The sequence below is a fragment of the Microvirga ossetica genome, from assembly GCF_002741015.1.
Lineage (GTDB): Bacteria > Pseudomonadota > Alphaproteobacteria > Rhizobiales > Beijerinckiaceae > Microvirga > Microvirga ossetica.
The window spans coordinates 544055-562854 of sequence record NZ_CP016620.1 but is presented as its reverse complement, the minus strand read 5'-3'; the positions used below and the strand labels follow the sequence as shown (position 1 = coordinate 562854).

Sequence of the window (18800 nt, the reverse complement as noted above, 5' to 3'; positions counted from 1 at the left end):
GATCCGGAGCAACGCGCCTGCCCCATCGGACCAGTGGTCCGTGAAGAGTGGCCTCCTTGCTCGGCCTTCGCGCAAGATGAATCCTGGGTCCGCATCGACTTGCTTGATACTTCGGGACAAGCGCTTGGCCGTTCGGGACACCGGAGGCGGAAAGCGCGTGTCAATTCCGATGTCCCGGTCCGCACGATCACAAGTGCAGTCTTGGCCGCAAACGGTGTGGTAATGCTGGCATGTTGCCGAGCGGGTAGTTGTTGGCCGTGGCGGCCTTCAGGACTGGAAACCCGGACTTCCAGGTATTCCTTCATCAAATGCAGAACGACCGTGATGCTCATCGACGTTTCACGGGACTTTCTGAAGCAAAAGAACCACACCGACGGTGTTTTTCACGGGATCTGATCGATTTAGCCACCGTAAACTTGACGGCTCTTTTGGAATGGTTCCAATTTCCGTCACTGCGTCCATGGGCCTGTACTGGAGTTTCCACGATGACATCAATCCGAACTCTGTTGCTTGGGTCCGTGGCGATAGCCAGCACCGGGGTGCAGGCTGCCGACCTGCCCGCCAAAGTCGCGGCACCCGTCGAGTACGTTCGGATCTGCTCCACCCACGGCAACGGCTTCTTCTACATCCCCGGCACCGAAACCTGCCTGCGCGTCGGCGGCCGGGTGCGCGCCGAGTACCTCTATGTCGAGCCGATCGACCGTTCGCAGGACACGATAGGTTTCCGTGCCCGCGGCCGCATCAACATCGACGCACGGACCGCCACCGCCTACGGCATGCTGCGCACCTATATCCGCATGGAGATGACCCGTAACACGGGCGCCTACGGATTTAACCCCACGAGTCCTGAGATTAACCAGGCCTTCGTCCAGTTCGGCGGCCTGACCGCCGGTCGCGCGGTTTCGTTCTTCACGGACCCGGACCTGCCGGCCCCCAACTTCGGCGATCTGAAATTCGATGATCCTTCCAATGCCGAAGTGAACCTGTTCGCCTATACCTACTCGTTCGGCAACGGCTTCTCCGCCACCCTGTCGCTGGAAGATGGGACCCAGCGCAGCGTCAACAACGATCTCGCTTTTCCCTTGTTCGGCGTTGCATCGACGTCTCCGGTCTTTGCGCCGATCGCCTCCACCTATGCTGGGGAGCTCATGCCGGACGTGGTTGCGAACCTGCGCTACACCGGCACCTGGGGCGGAGCGCAGCTGTCCGCTGCCCTGCATCAAATTCGCGATGTATCGGCCGGCGTGACGACGGTGGGCGGTGTGACCGCCCCGGTGCTCAACCCGATCACCGGCCTGCCCAATCCGACCTTCGCGGACACGGATTACGGTTTTGCCGTTGCCGCTCTCGGCTATGCCAATGTGCCGGCTCTCGGAGTGGGCGATACCGTATGGATGATGGCAACCTATACGGATGGAGCAATCGGCTACCTCAATGGCGGACAGTCGGACGCGATCAGCGATGGCTTCATCGGTGCCGGGGCACTGTCGATGCCCATCACGGATGCCTTCGTCGACCCGTTCACGGGCGAGTTCAAGGCCAACAAGGCCTATGCCATCGCCGGCGGCCTCAATCACAATTGGACGCCGACGATCCAGACGAACGTCTTCGGCTCCTGGATGCGTTTCGATGCTCCTGGAGTGGCGCAATACGTGGTGCCCACGACCGTGGCGACGATCGCCGCCGGAACGGCGGGAACGACCACGGGCCTCGTCGACTTCGACGAGACTCGCGTTGGCGCCAACGTGATCTGGACACCGGTGAAGGAGTTCCTCATCGGCGTCGAAGCGCTCTACATCAGGGTCGATCCCCGCGAGCGGGTTGCGGTCCCGATCACCACCGCCGCCGGCGATCCGACCGGCGCCTTCCGCTCGGGCGGATCGGAAGACACCTGGGAAGGCCGCCTGCGCGTCCAGCGCGACTTCTGAGGCGTGGCGTCTTCATCTCCACGCACTGGTCATTGCGACGGTCAACGCAGCGAGTCGTGCTCAGTGTTTCTCGGCCCTCCACTGTCCTGAACAGTTCACCGACCCGGCGATAACCTACCTGCCGGACCCCGAGCGTCCTGACAAACTGCCTGTTATGTCGACCTTTGTCTTGTTGCGCACGACGCTCCCTTGCACACGTCCACCTGGATCGAGTCCGCCGCTCATGTGGGCCGCCCTTGAAGCGGCGCTGCGAATGCTGCCGTTCTGAACGACCACGGCATAGCGATTGGCTCTATTGCAGGCTCCCTTCTCCGGGGTGGCCTGGATACTCCAGTGTCCATCAGATTGCTGTTGCGCCAGGGCCGTGTTGCCGCTCAGTGCCAAGATGCCTGTGAGGACAGCGCTGGTCAGAAGATGACGCATAGAAGCGTTTCCTGATTTCTCGGACTCCACCAGCTTGGGCAACTTGGGAGCCCCAGATCAAAAGTCGGCGGCGACGCCAATTGGGCCGCCGGGGCGTCACCCTTGATGGCCTTCAGCCCGCCAAGTTGTCGGCGTCTGGCCCGACCAGCGCCGGAAGGCCCGGGTGAAGGCGCTCGCTTCGGAATACCCGAGAGCGGCCGCAATCTGGGCGAGCGGCACTTGCGTGTCCTGCAGCAACTGCCGCGCGATCTCGAACCGGATCTCGTTCGTGATCGCCCTGTAACCCAGGCCACTCTCCTTCAGGCGGCGGCTCAGGGTGCGGCGGTGTATCGTCAGCAAATGGGCGATGTCGTCGGCCGAGCAGTGATTGCTCGTCAGTCGCGTGCGCAGCAACTGCCGAATGTCGTCCGAGAATTCGGTGCCCTGCGCACCCTTCAGTTGCTGGATCCGTTCTTCCAGAAGGGCGCGCATCATCGGATCGGCCCCCGCAATCCGCAGATCCAAATCACGGGCAGAAAAGATGATGCTGGCGCTCTCCTGGTTAAACCGGAGCGGGGCTCTGAAATGGTGCCGGTACAGCGTCTGGTCTGCTGGGGCGGCCCGGGGCAACAGAACCTCATCCGGTCTCCAGCCAGAGCCGCACAACGTCCGCAGGATGTTGACTGTCACGCCCAGTGCGGCGTCGAGGATTTGCGGCCCGCTCCGGCTCTCCGCCTGGTAGGCCGCAAACGTGAGCAGGGCAATGCCGTCGCGGCCCGTCAGCGCAGGGACCACCACCCGGTCCTGAGTGCTCAGGTTCGAGACGAGCGCGCGCACTGCCTCGCCGACGGTGTGCGAGTGCCGCATCAGGCGCCCGACCAGGCCCAGCGACAGGATGCTCGCCCGCCGGCCGACCAGGAGCCCGAAATGCGTGCAGCCCGTGCGGGCCACGCACAGGGTGTACAGCCGGCCCAGGGCGGCGAACGGGATCATACTCATCGCATCGTCGAACAGGCGCGGGTCCAGTCCGGCCTCCCGGATGACCGGCTCGGGATCGACGCCGAGTGCGCGCAGGGTCGGGGCGATTTCCTTGGAGATGCCGAGGTGAATGAAGCCGGGCGGCAGCGTTCGCCTGATGGTTGCCGGGACAGTCTGGGACACCTGGCTGGGTGGCCGGCTGTCACCCACTGAAAGACATTCGGTACCATCAACTTGCTTCACTAAAACCTCATGCCAGTCGATCGTATACCCTTACGCAAGCAACCTGATGATGTCCCGACATCCTCAGTCACATCTTCGTGCCTGGGATGCTCGCGGCTCCATCAACAGCCCAACCCTGGCCTTCAACGGTGCAGATCGGGAGCAGAAGAGGGATGCTTTATGGTGCGAGGCTACAATGCCCAGGATTGATTGCGCTATTGTCCTGAGGCACAGTGACCTTGAGGACACTGTCCTCAGGGACAATAGGTTTCCTTCCGCGTAGCGGGTCGGAACGGGAGTGACGCACGTGTCAGCCGTCGTGCACATCGTTGATGACGATGAGTCGTTCCGCACCGCAACCCAGCGTCTTTTGCGGGCCTCCGGCTATGCCGTTGAGACCTATGACTCGGCGGAACGGTTGTTGCAGCGGCTGCCGGAGGATGCCGGCCCGAGCTGCATTCTTCTCGACGTCAGGATCCCCGGCCTAAGCGGGCCGGACTTGCAGGACCGGCTGGCGGCCTTGGGCTCGCACCTGCCCATCGTCTTCCTGACAGGACATGCGGACATCCCCACCACCGTCAAGGTCATGAAGGCGGGCGCCGACGATCTGCTGACCAAGCCGGTCCCGAAAGACGTGTTGATCGCTGCCCTCGAGCGGGCGATTGCCCGCAGCCGCGCATGGCGGGAGAAAAACGAACACCTCCATTCGCCGCAAAAGCTGGTCGACAGCCTGACGCCTCGCGAACGACAGGTTTTCGAACGCGTCGCTCGGGGAAAGATGAACAAGGAGATCGGGCGCGAGCTTGGGGCGACCGAGCGGACGATCAAGGCCCATCGCAGCAACATCATGGACAAGTTGCACATTGCGACCGTCGCCGAGCTTGTGCTGATTGCGGAGCGCCTTGGCATTCTGGCCGAGCAGCCAGCCGGGATCGGACGATAACACCACGCCACCGAGGCCAACCCTGTCCTGGCCAAGCGACACTGTCCTCAGGGACAATAGGATTAGCCAACGGAACCTGCACAATGGGCGCAAGAAACACTGGCGGCTGAAAATCTTGAATGCGCTCTCCTCTGAGGTCACCCATGCTGTAACGGGCCCGGCCATGCGATCTTCAACCTTGGGCACGTCCCATCGGGTCATCGTTGTCGACGATGACCCAGGTATGCTGCGCGCGGTGCAGCGGGTGTTGCAGGTCCATGGATTCGAGACCGAGGTCTTCAGCAGCGCCGAAGGCTTTCTCGAGGGCGCGCACTTGGGCGAGGCCACCTGCCTCGTCCTGGATGTTCATTTGCAGCACATGTCCGGAATTGAGCTGCGGCGTCAGTTGACGCGTTCGGGCCATTCGCTGCCCGTCATCTTCATCACGGCCGTCGATAGCGAGGCCACGCGCAAGGCGGCTTTGGAATCGGGTTGTGTCGCGTATCTGCACAAGCCATTCCCTTCTGACCGCCTGATCGAAGCCGTCGAAACAATCATCGGGAAAGGCAGCGGGCGCTGAACCGCCCGGTGCGAGGGTGCGAGAGTGCCGGCTGCTGCATGTTCGACCGTGCGGTCTAAGCGAGGGGCAGGCTCACGCGAAACACGGCGCCGATGGCATGGCTTTCCGCCGAGATCCTGCCGCCGTGCGACTCGATGATGGTCTGGGCAATGCACAGCCCCATGCCCATCCCCTCCTGCTTCGTGGTGAAGAACGGCTCGAAGATCTCCTTCAGTTTGTCTTCGGGAATGCCCGGACCGCGATCCGACACGGATAGCTCGGCAAACCCTTCGACGCGCGAGGTCTGAATCCTGATGATGCGATTTTCGGCAGGGGTACCCTTCATCGCGTCGATCCCGTTGACGACAAGGTTGAGGATGACCTGCTGGAGTTGAATGCGGTCGGCGCGGATCGGCAGCGCATTCTGTGTGAGCAGACTGGTCAGTTCGAGCTTCTGTCCAACGACAAGAGAGGAAAGGAATGCAAGCGTCTCGCGGACAACGTCATTGAAGTCGACGTTTCTCAGTTCAAAGGGTGCTTTTTTCAGAAGGCTGCGCATCCTCCGGACGACCTCGCTGGCGCGCCGGTCATCCCGCAAGATATCGTTCACGATATTCTTGAGTTCAACGATGTCGGGGCTCTGAGACGTCAGGATCGCGGCTGCGGTTTCGGCGTTCGCCAGAATAGCGCCGAGCGGCTGGTTGATTTCATGGGAAATGGTGGCCGTCAGTTCGCCAGCCGTCGAGAAACGGTTGACATGGGCAAGCTCGACCATACGCTGCCGCGACTGCACTTCGGCCAACCGACGCCGACGATGCTCGAGCACCAAGACCGAGATCAACCCGGCTTGCACGAGGAGAACTGCGAGCGTGAGCGCGATTTGCCAGGAATAGCGCTCCCACGCCGTTGGCTCCCGAAACAGGATTTCGCTCCCCGGTGGCAGGCGGCTCTCGCTGATGTTCCAGCGCTGAAGTTGGCGCCAATCGTATTTCGGTGCTGAGAATTCGATCGGAGGAACCTCGATGCCACCGGCTTTCTCTCCACCCAATATTCGGACGGCAACGGCGGCAGTCGGTCTGGCACCCTCGGCCGGTGAGAACATCGGGCCGCCAACGACCTCGCCGTTGAAGTAAGACTCGTCGAACGTAAAAATCGGAGCGTCGGCGACCTCATGGATGCGCTTCAAGGGCTCCTTGTCTCCATAGACGGCACCTGCGCCGTCCACATTGAGCTGCTGAAAAAAGATTGCGCTGTGAGGCGGCAAACTCGCAACCGCCTTCAGGGTCTCCTCGAACGACCGCTCGCCGTAAAAGAGCAATTCAACCTTTTTCTCCAGCAGCGGACCCAGCACCCGTTGCATCTCGCCAGCCCAAAATCGCTCGGGCGGTGAGTTTCCGTTGATCAGCGCAATGGTCTTCGTCTCCGGCAACAGCCGCAGAATGTTTTCGAACAAGGCGACTGGATCGAACCGCACCCCTACCATGGCGTCTTGCTCGGACAACAGGGATGAATCAACCCTGCGCGGGTCGACCGCCGCGAGCAGCATCGGCGTTGTCGGAAACAGGTCTGCCCTGTATCGCTGGACGAAGCGAGCCGCGGGGGCAGCAAGGGCGATGATCAAATCTGGCGGTTGTTGAGCGTAGAGTGCCTTGAGATATTCAACAAATTTCTCCTCAGCGGCCTCGTCACCATTCCGAGCCGTGGCGAGGGAATATTCTTGAACGTCCAGCGGCCAGGACGACTGTCGGTTCAGTTCATTGCGGATCTCTCTGCTCCATGTAGCCCAGGACTGGAAGTGCTGGCCATACGAATACAGGACCACGATTCTTTTTGGCTGAGCGGCAGGCGCGCCAGACTGAGGCTGAGCGGCAGACCCACCAATTGAGACCAAAAGACTGACGGCGACGGCGATCCAAATATTGACCAGCCGCTTCATCCTCAATGTGCACGATGCGGTCATGCGGCCTCCATGGGCGCGTTCAGTCCGCCTGGGATTTCCCGCCACCCGGTGAGGGCATCCAAGGTAGCGACCTCGTGGCTCCCGTGGGGGCATCCCTCCCACGTCGGGCGCCAGACCGTTGTCCGTCGCCGTTCTACTCGCTCGGTGGTCATCGAAATGCCCCCCATACGACCCGTGATCACCCAACGGGCTGACTTGGGCTAGGGTTCAACTTCCGCAATGGGTCAGGTGGCGAAATTTGCGGACTTTCCGGAATGTCCGGTTCTCCGAGGAAAGCTGCACTTGAACTCAGGTCGCACGAGGTGACAGCATTTGCTGCAGTCGGATCAGGTAAGTCAGGATTGGATAATTTGGCTGACATGCAGGAGCTAGACGATTCCCCAAGCCCGATAGCGGCGTCGGCCGGTCAACTCTCTTGGCAACGCACCGCCCAACTGCAGGAGCATCAGGTCCACAGCCTTGGGTGTCACTTTGAGCAGTTTCGCGCCCAGCGGCACCGTCACCAGAGGGCGCGACAGGAATAGGTTCACGAGCCCAGGCAGACTGGAATTGCTGCGGCATTTATCGGCCACACGGTTCATGAGCTGTTGAGCGAGGATCAGCCTCTCCAGATCCTTGTTCGCGATCTCAACGGCCTCTTCGAGCACCTGGCAGAAACCCTGCAGCTTTTCGAGGGTCCCTTCCCTGCCCTGCGGCCGGAATTTCGATTGCTTGAACCCAGCGGCCAACGGCAGGAGATGACTTGTCAGTCCTCGAGCCCGGAGGATCGATGCGGCCATGATCAACTGCAGCGAAGCTGTCGGGTAACAGACGTTGATGCTCTACCGAGTCTCTTGCCGGCCTCTTACTATAGGCTGTTTATGGCGTAGCTTTTGGACACATGACTGAGCTGACCGCCTCAACTTGTGGGTGGTACAAAGCGCGATTTTCTGAGACCAGTGCGACTTCCATCAACTTATACTGGCGGCGGATCATGGGCTTGAATGTGGAAAGTACTTTTGTGCCGAGCTGGTTTGCACACGCACCCCACTCGCGGCCAAAGCCGGGTTTACACCCCCTAGCCACCTTCCACAGCTGGTCGGCGACCTCCATCAGCGGACTGGCCCATCCTGCTTGGAATTATCTGTGTTTGGTACTCAAGAGCCGATTGTGCCTGAACCGTGCACCTGTCAGCCAAGCCAGTCCAGAGTTGAATCCGGCTTCCGGAGCCAGGTTTTAGCGACGCGGCAAACGACGGTGTAAGCCGGGTTGAACACGTTGCCGATCTCATAGCGCACCACTTGTCCCAGAAGATGGCTGGCAGAAGTGGGATCCAGGCCGAAACTCTTCCCAAGCCAGTTCAACATCTCTGTCGTTGCGTGCTGGAGCGCCTGGTCCAGCGGACGGGCATTGCCGACCGTGAAGATATCCGAAGCTGTCTCGCCACGGGGCCAGCCGTGATTGGCATTCTTCTTCAGCCGCACGGTGAATTCGATCTCGAACGAGGTCTCGATCCCGGTGCCGACAATTTCGCCATCCCCCTGGCATGCATGCCCATCGCCCAAGAAGAACAGGGCACCGGACTCGAACACCGGGAAGCAGGCAATTGCTCCTGGCGCAAAGCCTCTGAAGTCCATGTTACCGCCATGCCGACCGCTCGTGGCCGTGGAGATCGCCTGCCCCATGCCAGGGGCCACTCCGAAGCACCCGATCATGGGGGCCAAAGGCAAAACAAGATCCGCCACCGCGGTGGGCGGCTCCATCAAGCGCACAGTGTGAGCGTCCCGATCAATGGCCCACTCAACCCGGTGCCGTTCAGGCAGTCGGGGCAGGATCTCCGGATCAACCACGTTTGGGGCGAGTAGGGAATAGGTCCAGCCCGTGTCCCGCGTTGGCGTCATGCGTTGGATCTGCACGATCAGCGCGTCGCCGGGCTCTGCCCCTTCCACGAAAAAGGGCCCTGTCATGGGATTAGGCCTGGGAGCGCGTTCCACATGTTCGTGGTCACGTCCAGCGGCATCAATCGTAGTGGTGATGACCGTGTCGCCATCAGTGATCCGCAGGACCGGATCTCGAGCACCCAAAACGTTGTGATAGCCTGCCGGAACGAACCGATGGTGGGCCACGTGTCAACTCCTCAAACTCATGCGCGTTGTACATCATGTGAGTTGCAAGAGCCATAAGGCTGCTCTGATCATCACTCGGTCGATCGGCTGTTAGCCGCCCTTACCATTCGATGCGACCGCGCTGGCCGCCCTACGCCCCCTGATCAACCCGAACTCTCCTGTCGGCGGGAACCAGCTACTCTTAGGACTTGTGAAACCGTTCTGGAATTTGGGGATTACTGGCAGGGTTTGTGTCGTGACGCGACAACCGCGTGATCCGGGCGCCATCCACCAACGGCTCTAAATCAGCCTCGAGGGTACCAGCTTCCTCCTGCGGATACACTTCTCTGCCTTTGACGTGGAGAGCAAACGTCTTGAGATGCGTCGCCTTTACGGGATCCTTGATAGTCAAACTGAGCCTTTAGGCGTGGTCTCGTGAAGGTCAGCTTACCCGGTAACTGCGGAAGTTCGGCTTTCGTCTGCCTCGTGCCAGAACCTGACTTTAACAACCCGTAGCTGAAGGCATCTTTCTCCACCCGCAAAATGCAGTGAACGAGATATCGCGGACTACTAAACCTGAAGCCTTTTGCTCATCCTCATTAGTCTGGATTGAAGCAAGCGATCTGGTGCCCCTGTTCCAAAGGAGCCAATGCGGGAGTTTCAATGCGGCAGCGCTCCTTGGCCCGTCGGCAACGCGACTGAAACGGACAGCCCTGCAACGGCGCATACGCACTCGGAACCTCTCCCGGAACCGGAGGCTCGATCTGGCCCTTGCGCTTCCGGATGTTCGGCACTGCTGATAGGAGAGCACGCGTATAGGGATGACGCGGACGTGCAAACAGCTGAGCCCGGGTTGCGACCTCGACGATCCGCCCGAAATACATCACTGCGACCCGGTCGGCGAGGAATTCGACGGCCGCGAGGTCGTGACTGATGAAAAGATAGGATACGTGTAGATCATCCCGCAAATCCGCGAGAAGGTTCAGCACCTGCGCTTGAATTGAGACATCGAGAGCAGAAACCGGCTCGTCGCAAATGACCAGCTTCGGATCGGAGGCCAATGCCCGTGCGATCCCGATGCGCTGACGCTGCCCCCCTGAGAACTCATGCGGGTAGCGCAGGGCGGCGTTCGAAGGCAGACCGACGCGATCAAGCAGTTCTCCGACCCGGTCCGAAGTCTCCCTCCGGGTGCCGAGTCGATGCACTTTGATCGGGTCCGCGATGATGTCGCCAACCCGTTGGCGCGGATTGAGTGAGCCAAAGGGATCCTGAAAGATCATCTGAATCGCGCGGCGGTAAGGAAGCCGCATCGCTCGACTGAGCGGCAAAAGGTCGACGCCATTGAAGCGGACCGCGCCGGAGACCGGCGGCACGAGCCCCATGATCGCCCGTCCCAATGTCGATTTCCCGCAGCCCGATTCACCCACGAGTGCGAGCGTCTCGCCAGGCGCTATATCAAGTGCGACGTTTCTGACGGCGGTGAGGCGGCCGCGTGTGGTGGAATAGGCGACCGAGACGTTTTCGACCGACAGGAGGTTCCCTGCAGGGGGAGAGCACACTTCAAGCATTCGCAACTTCCTGAAGGATGATCTCGTGCTGAGGATATTGCGCGAGGTGACACGCGACTTTCAGGCCTCCTGCGACGGTCTCCACCGGGCGCTCCGCCCGGCAGCGATCCATGGCAAAGGCGCAGCGCGGCGCGAAGGTACATCCTTGCGGCCACTCTCCCAGCGGCGGTACTGCTCCGGGGATGACGTTCAGGCGCTGATGGCGTCCTGCCCCTCCGCTCAGATGCGGACGCGCGGCGAGGAGCGCCTTCGTGTAGGGATGCACCGGAGCCTCGATGAGGTCTCCGACCGGCTGCTCCTCGATCTTGCGCCCCGCATACATGACCAGCACGCGATCGGCCATGTTGGCCACAACGCCGAGATCGTGCGTGATGAGGACGAGAGCCATCTCCCGCTCCTTCTGCAGGCTGAGAAGAAGATGAAGAATTTGAGCCTGGACGGTTACGTCGAGCGCCGTGGTCGGCTCATCTGCGATCAACAGGACCGGATCGCATGCGAGTGCCATTGCGATCATTGCCCGTTGCCGCTGCCCCCCTGACAGCTGGTGAGGATAGTCGCGGGCCCGCCTGTCCGGCTCGGGGACGTGCACTCGATCCAGAAGTTCGACGGCACGCTTCTCAGCCGCAGCGACGGATAACGAGGAGTGACTCGTCAGAACTTCGGCGATCTGATAACCGACAGGCAGAACCGGATTGAAGGCCGCCGTCGCATCCTGGAAGATGAAGCCGATCCGACTGCCGCGGATCCGCTGCAGATCCTTATCCGGAAGCCCGATCAGGTTTCGGTTCTCGAAGCGGGCGCTGCCCCGGACATCCCAGTCGCGCTGAGGCAGCAGGCCGAGCAGCGACAGCATGCTGATGCTTTTGCCGCAGCCCGATTCTCCAACGACGGCCAGGGTTTCTCCCCGCCTGATCTCGAAGGACAGATCTTCAACCGCAGGGAGGATCGAGCCCTTGCGCTTCAGCCCGATCTTCAAGGAATCGACGGTCAGGAGTGCCGATTCACGTATCATCGTCTGAGCCTCGGGTTGAGTGCCTGATTCAGAGCGTCCCCGAGCAGGTTGAGGGACAGAACGGTGATCATGATCGCAAAGCCCGGGATCGCCGTCTGGTACCAGGCCGTCCGCAGAGCATCGCGACCGTTCCCGATCATCGTCCCCCAGCTCACATGGTTGGGATCCCCGAGACCCAGGAACGAGAGCCCGGCCTCGGACAGGATCGCCGAAGCGACGAGGATCGACGATGCGACGACCACCGGCGTCAGCGCATTCGGAATGACGTGACGGACAATGATCTGCCAGTCGGGCATCCCCATTCCGACAAGCGCCTGGACGAAGTCGCGCTTTCGAAGGGTAAGAACCTCCGCCCGTGTAAGCCGGGCGACCGAAGGCCAGGCGGTGACCCCAAGGGCGAGGATGATCGTGTAGATCGATGGGCTCAATATCGCGACAAGCACGAGCGCGAGCAGGAACGATGGGATGGTTTGAAAGAGTTCCGTGACCCTCATAATGATATCGTCGATCCAGCCGCCGAAATAACCCGCAACCGCACCGAGACTGATGCCGATGATCAGCGAAATGGCGGCGGCGACCGCGCCGACGGTCAGAGAGACGGATGCGCCGTGGAGCAGGCCCGCCGTAATGTCCCTCCCCATGAGGTCCGTGCCGAGCGGATATTCGGCCTGCTCCCAAGGCCACAGGAACGGGACTGCGACCATATCGAATGGGTCGTCGGGATACAGGAAAGGAGCAATGACGACGGCCAACAGGACGCCGGCGAGGACAGTCGAAGCAAAGATGCCGGCGGGCGTCGCCAGGACGGATCGGAATGCGGCACCGCCTTTCATGATGTCACCTCGATTCTGGGATCAAGCCATACATAGAGAATGTCGACGAGCAGGTTCATCACGACGACGACGAGCGAGCTCAGCAGCATGATCGACAGGAGCAGGTTGAGATCCCGGTTGCTCACCGCTTCGAACGCGAGACGTCCCATGCCGGGCCAGGCGAATACAGTCTCGACGACGACTGAACCGCCGAGCAGGGACCCGGCCTGGAGGCCGACCATCGTGACGAGCGGGAGAAGCGCATTGCGAAAGCCGTGCCGGAAGACGATACGCCCTTCCCTCAAACCCTTGGCCTTCGCAGTCCGAATATAGTCCTGACTCATGGCTTCGATCATCGATGCCCGTGTCAGGCGCGCGTAGATCGCGACGAAGAAGAGCGCGAGCGTGGCGGCCGGCAGGACGAGGTGGCGCGCGCGGTCCGCCAAGAGCGCGAGGCCGTTCAGAGGCACTTGCGTGATCTCCTGAAAGCCGCCGGCGGGCAGCCATTGCAGCTGAACGGCGAACAGCACCACCAGCATGAGGCCGACCCAGAACAGGGGGGCCGAATAGGCAAGGGTCGCAAGGATCGACACGAGCCCGTCCGTCAACCCGCCGGGCCGGCGGGAGGCCACCAACCCGAGAACGGCGCCGACTAGGACGGCGAGGACGAGACTGGTCAGCGCGAGCAGAAGTGTCGCGCCAAGGCGGGACACGATGAGATCCGATACGGGCGCCCCGTAACGATGGGAGAAACCGAAATCGAGCATCGCCACCTTCTGCAGATGAACCCACAACTGGGTGAGAACGGGCAGGTCGAGTCCATAGGCCCGACGCAGTTCCTGAACGAATCCCGCATCGGCCGCACCACCGCCCTGATCGCTTGCCACGACATCGGCCAGATCGCCGGGAGCAAGTTGGATCAGGAAGAAGTTGAAGACGATGATCCCGACGATCAGCGGGATCGCCATCAGGACTCGGCGAGCAATGTATCGCCACATGAGCGCACTCCCCCTGCCCAGCCGATCTTATTCAGCCGCGAAGTACACATTCGCGAAGTTGTCGGCGCGCTGGTTGGGTGTATCGGTCACGCCACGCAGGCGCTTGTCGTACACGGAAAACCAGTCGACCTCGAAGAGCGGGATGAGAGGCAACTCGCTCTGGGCGATCCGCTGGACGACCCGATAGTCTTCGACCCGCTTTTCCGGATCGATCTGCGTCTGAGCATCCTCGAGGGCAGCATCGAGTTCTTCGTTCTTATATTCGGAGACGACGGTCCACGCGGTTCCCGGCTGGCGCGCCTTGGACCAGAAGCGTGTCTCGATCCCCATCTGCGGATCGGCGCCGGCGCCACCCCATGAGCTGATCAGATCGAAGTTGTAATCGGTGAACACGCTCTTCAACCAGGTTGTCAGATCCTGGCTGCCGAGTGTGACGTCGATGCCCACCCGGCGCAGGGCTTGGCGAACGAACTCCCCAGTGCGTCGGTAATCATCGCCATAGGGGATGAAATCGTGGGTCAGCTTGAAGCGCCACCCGTCCGCTTTGCGGGGGAAGCCCGCCTCGTCGAGGAGTTGTTCGGCCTTCTTCGGATCGAAGGCATATTGCTGCAGCCCCTCGCTCGTATGGAACGGCTTCAGCGAGGACGGGATCGGACTCACGGAGGGCTTGCCGTAGCCGCCCCAGACCGTCTTCAGAAGGAGGTTGCGATCGATCGCATGCGCGATTGCCTGGCGAACCTTCAGGTGCTTGAGGTACTCGTTCTTGTGGTTCGGCTCGAGCCAAAACCAAGTGGGAGAGAACTCGTATCCCCGCGTATCAACTTCGAACCTTCCTGTCGCCTTGAGGCGTGCGGCATCGGCAAAGGTCACCGGGTGCTGCTGTCCAAACTGGACCGCGCCGGTCTCGAACGCGGCAGCCCGGCCGGCTGCATCGGGAATGATCTTGAAGACGATCCGATCGAGATAGGGCTTGCCCTGGTCCCAGTAATTCGGGTTGCGATCGAGAGCGATATGGCTGCCCCGGGCATATTCCTTGAACACGAACGGTCCGGTTCCGACCGGCTTTGCATTCCACGGGTTCGTCCGGATTTCGGTTCCCTCATACAGGTGCTTCGGAAGAAGCCAGATGGCCGAAGCATTGAGGTTTCGGTAGATGACCGGTGTCGGCTTCGACAGTCGCAGGATAACCGTGTGCTCGTCGGGAGCCTCGACCTTCGAGAGAGTCTGGAAAATCCGCTTGCCGGTCGAGGAATACTTCAGGAGCCCTTCCTCGATTGAGAACTTGACGTCCGCCGAAGTGAATGGCTTGCCGTCATGCCAGGTGACGCCTTTGCGAAGATTGAATTTCAGCGTGAGGCCGTCCTCGGAGAAATCCCAGCTTTCCGCGAGCTGGGGCTTGAGAGTGCCGTCGGACCTGTAATCGACAAGTCCGTCGTTGATTTTCGTTGCGACTAGAACGATTGGCGTCGCCGTGTTCAGCAGTGGCGAGAGGATCGGTGGCTCCGGGTGAACGATCGAGCTCAGCGTTCCTCCGCGAACGGGCCCATTACCCTCGGCAGCGGCTCCTCCAGCGACACTGATCCCCAGCATCACTCCGAACAGAAAACGGGTCGAAAACGACATCGATAACTCCTTTTGATTGCGTTTGATGATTAGTTCACGGCATATGCGGCGCGCTTCGCAGCCTCGGCGCCGCTGGCCTGCCTGGAAAGGAGGCCGGCAAGCTCGTCCGCCGCGTTTGCCAGCCGGTTGCGGATGCCTGCGTCCGTCAGGGCATGCCCTGCCCCACCATGGCTTGCCGTGAAATCCGCATCCGAAGCATAGATCGCTGTCGGAAGGGTCAGAGCGGCGAAGAAGCCGAAGAGCGGCCGCAGTGTGTGCTCGACCACGAGCGCGTGGCGTGCCCCTCCGCCCGTCGCGGTCAAGGCCACAGGTTTGCCTGCCAGCTGATCCGGCGTGATGAAGTCGATCAGGTGTTTGAACAAGCCCGTATAGGCACCCTTATAGACCGGCGTGCCAACAATCAGCGCGTTCGCGCTTTCGATTTCGTCGACGATGCGAGCCGCCGGTAGCGGCAGATCGTTGCGGACCAGTGCCGAGCCTAAGCCCGGCCCTGCATCGAGAACGTCGTAACTTCTCAGTTCGATGGAAAGGCGGCGTTCGACTTCGGCACCGAGCGCCTCCGCAAGGGCGCGGCTGCGTGAAGGGCGGCGAATATTGCCGGTAAAAATGACGACGCGCGGCCGGCTCATGCAAAAATCTCCTTGTCAGACGGGCAGCAGGAACGGACCGGGCACCTGGAGCAGCAGATCGGCGGGCACATCGTTGGGTCGAGGGCGCGATGAACGAGGCTCCGGCGGGCTGCTCTGCTGCCATCTCTCGTGGGCCGCTGCGGTCGCCTGCTTGAGGCTGCGGAACCGGCGTCCATCGAGGGCGTCAAAGGGGTGTCCTGAGGAAAAGAACCGGAAGCCCCCTTCATCCGGAACGGCGATGCCGGCAGTCACGCTGCCGATCTCGATTACTCGGGCTGTGTTGATGGTGGTGCTCATGGCAAAGATCTCCTGTCGCCGGCAGCTATCGCCAGCGTGGTCGCGTCGGTCGAACGAAGAAACGTCAGCCGGCCTTCAGCAGGCTCGACAAGTGGTCATGCGCCGACGACAGGAGAGAAGGTGGTTTCGGGAGGAAGAAGCATGCACGACCGGACATCCTTTGCGTTGGGCTTAGGACCACGGGGCGGCACAGGCTCCGTGGCGCTTTAGCGTTTGATCACGCGGCGCAAGCTGCACACCGTCAAATCACCGCGGCTGTGCGAGCAATGCGTTTGCCCGAACAGCGCATGCAGGGTGCTGTCTCCCAGCAGAAGTGTCAACGGGATTGTTCTTTTTAGCGAACGTTATGTAAAGGTGATTTTTCCTCCAAACCTCAAACTAACGAGAATGAGCTTCTACGAGGAGTATTTTATTGATCAGTCGGCCCAGGCTAAGGAAAATCGTTCTTTTAGGAGAACGCCACAGCTATAAAGAAAGACCCGCGTTGACGGCGCCTTAGTCTGCCTACGAACGTGAATTAGTTGGAAGATGATACCACATAGTGAGCTGAGGAAAGTCTGGATCGGGTCAGGTGGCGAAATTTGCGGACTTTCCGGTGGGCCAGGGCATCGGTATCATTGGCGTCGGTTTTGTTCGGCGCCATGTCGAGGGCGGCCTTGGCATGGCGGGCGTCAATGCAGATCGCCGGCAGCCCTTCAGCGCAAAGCGCATGATAGAACCACACCGACAAAGGCCCGGTCTCGAACACCACCCGCTTGGGCTCGGGCGCTCGCTTGCGAAGGACCTCGGCAATCAGGGTTGGATCAGACGGGCATTTGCCGCGTCAGATTTTCTTGCCATCCCGCCGCACGGAGATCGCCGTCTCATTCAAGGACACATCAAGACCGATAGACTCACCCATGGCTGTTCTCCGTTCGATGCTTGGGCCCGGCGTCCAGCCGAGAGCCCGTTTTTCCATCTTATCGGAGAACAACCACCCGCTCTTCCATGCACTGACCATCTGGCCTGAGGGCGACTCGCTCCGCGATTACCCAATGTGTAAAAACGCTTTGGCAGAGGACGGATTGCGGCTTTCCACGCTTCAAAGCCCTTCAACATCATCGATAAGCGCGAGCTGGTTGATTATCGGCGGTATGAGGCTCCAATCGCTCTGAAGCAAGCGTTCGGCGCCTCAAGGGCGTGATGGCACGAGCAAAGCCCGGCTCCTATGCCCTGAGGGCAGCCATCAGCGGCTGGATGCCCAGGATGTTCAGCACCCGGGTGAGGTTGTAGGCCAGCATGTCATTCGGCCTGGAACTCAGACCCTCCCGCTTGTTCCAACTAAACTTCTGAGGAGCTTTCGGTTTTTGCTCAGGTCGGGAGGGTCACGACCTGCGCCGACTAAAGCCGCACAATGTGCAGTGGAGTTGGTCTGCAAAGAGTTCCGATGGAGAAACGGTCGTCGTGACGCTTTGGCAGGATATGTTCCAGAACCGCAATGGGCGGTTAGTCTATATACGACCTGGGTTTGATCCTGATGCTCCCGATACTCGACCCGGCTTTCGCGAGTTGATGGTCAATCTTGTGTGGACAAGAGACTACTGTGACGGACGCTTCCGGGTAGCGTCGCGATTGCAAAAGACCGAGATACTCATCCGCGCTCGATCAAGGAATGCTTCCCGCATGAGAGGTTGGTGATGCGGTTGACCCATCTTGACGCCGCGACCGGCGCTTTTACTGCCGAAGCTGTCTCGGGATAATGCAGGGATCTTAAGTCTTCGGTGAGGCGAAAGCCTCATGCCCCTCTCAGGGGAGATTGGCCAAAGAAGTAGCACACATAGCGCCTCTGGCGTATCTTGGCTCAAGCCGCAGTAACGAAGCGATCAGCAGACAGTTCGGGCTCACCGTCAAAGCGATAGGCAGCCAATATACCGCCAGCAGCGATGCTCCAGTCGACGCATACGGCTCGTGGTGACATGAGGATAGGCTCCCCTTTCATCCAGTAGTGCCCGAAGAAACGGGGCGGGCCGGATGCAACTCCAAGAAGCGCGGCTCCGGGGACAGGCGTCTCCGGCAGGTGCTTTAACGTCGCCTCGTCTATCAGTGCTGCGGCCCGGAATGTTGCGCCAGGCCCCAACCACCAGCGGAGACGAACCTCGCGCCGCTCATGGCCATCCTTATCCATAAAGCTCATGGGATCCGGCAGCTTCTCCTCCACACCTTTCAGCAGGATCTCTAGCGCCTCCTCTGTGTCGGACCCCTTACGCGCCAACACGGCAAGGCGCTCGCGAGGAGCGGTCTCGTCCACGAGGTTAGGCCGCAACCGCTCCTGCATGACAGGATGCCAGCAGGCATGCACGACACTCAAGCCGGGGAGATCGAGCCAGAGAGGAAACGTCTCGAAGAAGCGCAGGCACTCCTCGTGGAGCTTGGAGCCGTCACCGACGGCTTCAAGAAAAGCCCTGTGTTGGTGCCGATGCTTCTCGATATGCCGGCGCATGAACTCGCCTGGATGCTCTGGATCAGGTGTTGCCCATAGGAGCGCATTGTATTCGTGATTGCCAAGGGTGATGCGGGCTGCCCCCGCTTCCACCATATCGCGCACGAGACGAACGGTCTCGATCTGGTGTGGCCCCCGGTCGATGAGGTCGCCGACGAAGATGGCCGTTCGCTCAGGGTGCCGCCAGGCACCATTGCGTTCACGGTAGCCAAGCTTCAGGAGCAGCGCTTGGAGTGCTTCCACATGGCCGTGGATATCGCCAATGATATCGTACATTGACTGGCTTTCTATATCCGGGTGTCATTCAGATCTGAAATGTCTCAGATC

At 60.7% G+C, this 18800-nt stretch carries 15 protein-coding genes and 1 pseudogene; 3 read left to right on the top strand and 13 right to left on the bottom strand.

Annotation, left to right across the window (positions count from 1 at the left end; translation table 11 throughout):
- Nucleotides 1–485 precede the first annotated feature (485 nt).
- Nucleotides 486–1928 carry a porin gene (locus BB934_RS45670; protein WP_157934743.1) on the top strand — a complete coding sequence of 481 codons (1443 nt, stop codon included), beginning with the start codon at nucleotides 486–488 and terminating at the stop codon, nucleotides 1926–1928.
- 519 nt (nucleotides 1929–2447) lie between these two features.
- Here BB934_RS45670 and BB934_RS45660 read toward each other — a convergent pair.
- The gene (locus BB934_RS45660; RefSeq protein ID WP_237050868.1) at nucleotides 2448–3551 is read right to left on the bottom strand and encodes an AraC family transcriptional regulator; all 1104 of its coding nucleotides are present in this window, start codon (nucleotides 3549–3551) and stop codon (nucleotides 2448–2450) included.
- 286 nt (nucleotides 3552–3837) lie between these two features.
- Between BB934_RS45660 and BB934_RS45655 the strand changes: the two genes are divergently transcribed.
- Entirely contained in the window at nucleotides 3838–4473 is a 636-nt protein-coding gene (locus tag BB934_RS45655; protein WP_099516164.1) for a response regulator transcription factor, read from the top strand.
- A 163-nt stretch (nucleotides 4474–4636) separates the two neighbouring features.
- Nucleotides 4637–5032, top strand: a complete 396-nt coding sequence (locus BB934_RS45650) for a response regulator transcription factor (RefSeq protein WP_099516081.1) — start codon at nucleotides 4637–4639, stop codon at nucleotides 5030–5032.
- Between the two features lie 55 nt (nucleotides 5033–5087).
- On the opposite strand, the gene BB934_RS45645 is transcribed toward BB934_RS45650, so the two are convergent.
- The 12 genes and pseudogenes from BB934_RS45645 to BB934_RS45585 form a co-directional block, all read right to left on the bottom strand.
- Nucleotides 5088–6971, bottom strand: coding sequence for an ATP-binding protein (locus tag BB934_RS45645; RefSeq protein WP_237050864.1), 1884 nt, complete (start codon nucleotides 6969–6971; stop codon nucleotides 5088–5090).
- A gap of 368 nt (nucleotides 6972–7339) precedes the next feature.
- Entirely contained in the window at nucleotides 7340–7762 is a 423-nt protein-coding gene (locus tag BB934_RS45640) for a helix-turn-helix domain-containing protein (protein ID WP_418294852.1), read from the bottom strand.
- Between the two features lie 378 nt (nucleotides 7763–8140).
- Nucleotides 8141–9076 carry an acetamidase/formamidase family protein gene (locus tag BB934_RS45630; protein WP_099508420.1) on the bottom strand — a complete coding sequence of 312 codons (936 nt, stop codon included), beginning with the start codon at nucleotides 9074–9076 and terminating at the stop codon, nucleotides 8141–8143.
- Nucleotides 9077–9654: 578 nt separating this feature from the next.
- Nucleotides 9655–10623, bottom strand: coding sequence for an ABC transporter ATP-binding protein (locus tag BB934_RS45625; RefSeq protein ID WP_099516078.1), 969 nt, complete (start codon nucleotides 10621–10623; stop codon nucleotides 9655–9657).
- Nucleotides 10616–11635: an ABC transporter ATP-binding protein gene (locus BB934_RS45620; protein ID WP_099516077.1), complete on the bottom strand. Its 1020-nt coding sequence runs from the start codon at nucleotides 11633–11635 to the stop codon at nucleotides 10616–10618. Before BB934_RS45620 ends, BB934_RS45625 begins: the two co-directional genes overlap by 8 nt.
- Nucleotides 11632–12468 carry an ABC transporter permease gene (locus BB934_RS45615; protein ID WP_099516076.1) on the bottom strand — a complete coding sequence of 279 codons (837 nt, stop codon included), beginning with the start codon at nucleotides 12466–12468 and terminating at the stop codon, nucleotides 11632–11634. The genes BB934_RS45620 and BB934_RS45615 overlap by 4 nt, the downstream gene beginning before the upstream one ends.
- Entirely contained in the window at nucleotides 12465–13445 is a 981-nt protein-coding gene (locus BB934_RS45610; protein WP_099516075.1) for an ABC transporter permease, read from the bottom strand. Before BB934_RS45610 ends, BB934_RS45615 begins: the two co-directional genes overlap by 4 nt.
- 27 nt (nucleotides 13446–13472) lie before the next feature.
- Complete coding sequence (locus BB934_RS45605; RefSeq protein WP_099516074.1) at nucleotides 13473–15068, bottom strand: ABC transporter substrate-binding protein; 1596 nt, start codon at nucleotides 15066–15068, stop codon at nucleotides 13473–13475.
- A gap of 29 nt (nucleotides 15069–15097) precedes the next feature.
- Entirely contained in the window at nucleotides 15098–15697 is a 600-nt protein-coding gene (locus tag BB934_RS45600; RefSeq protein WP_099516073.1) for an NAD(P)H-dependent oxidoreductase, read from the bottom strand.
- Nucleotides 15698–15712: 15 nt separating this feature from the next.
- Nucleotides 15713–15994: a hypothetical protein gene (locus tag BB934_RS45595; protein ID WP_099516072.1), complete on the bottom strand. Its 282-nt coding sequence runs from the start codon at nucleotides 15992–15994 to the stop codon at nucleotides 15713–15715.
- Between the two features lie 595 nt (nucleotides 15995–16589).
- A pseudogene (locus tag BB934_RS45590) lies at nucleotides 16590–16895 on the bottom strand (IS110 family transposase); the annotation flags it as partial.
- Nucleotides 16896–17834: 939 nt separating this feature from the next.
- A complete protein-coding gene (locus tag BB934_RS45585; RefSeq protein WP_099516071.1) occupies nucleotides 17835–18749 on the bottom strand; it encodes a metallophosphoesterase in 915 nt (304 codons plus the stop codon).
- Nucleotides 18750–18800 lie beyond the last annotated feature (51 nt).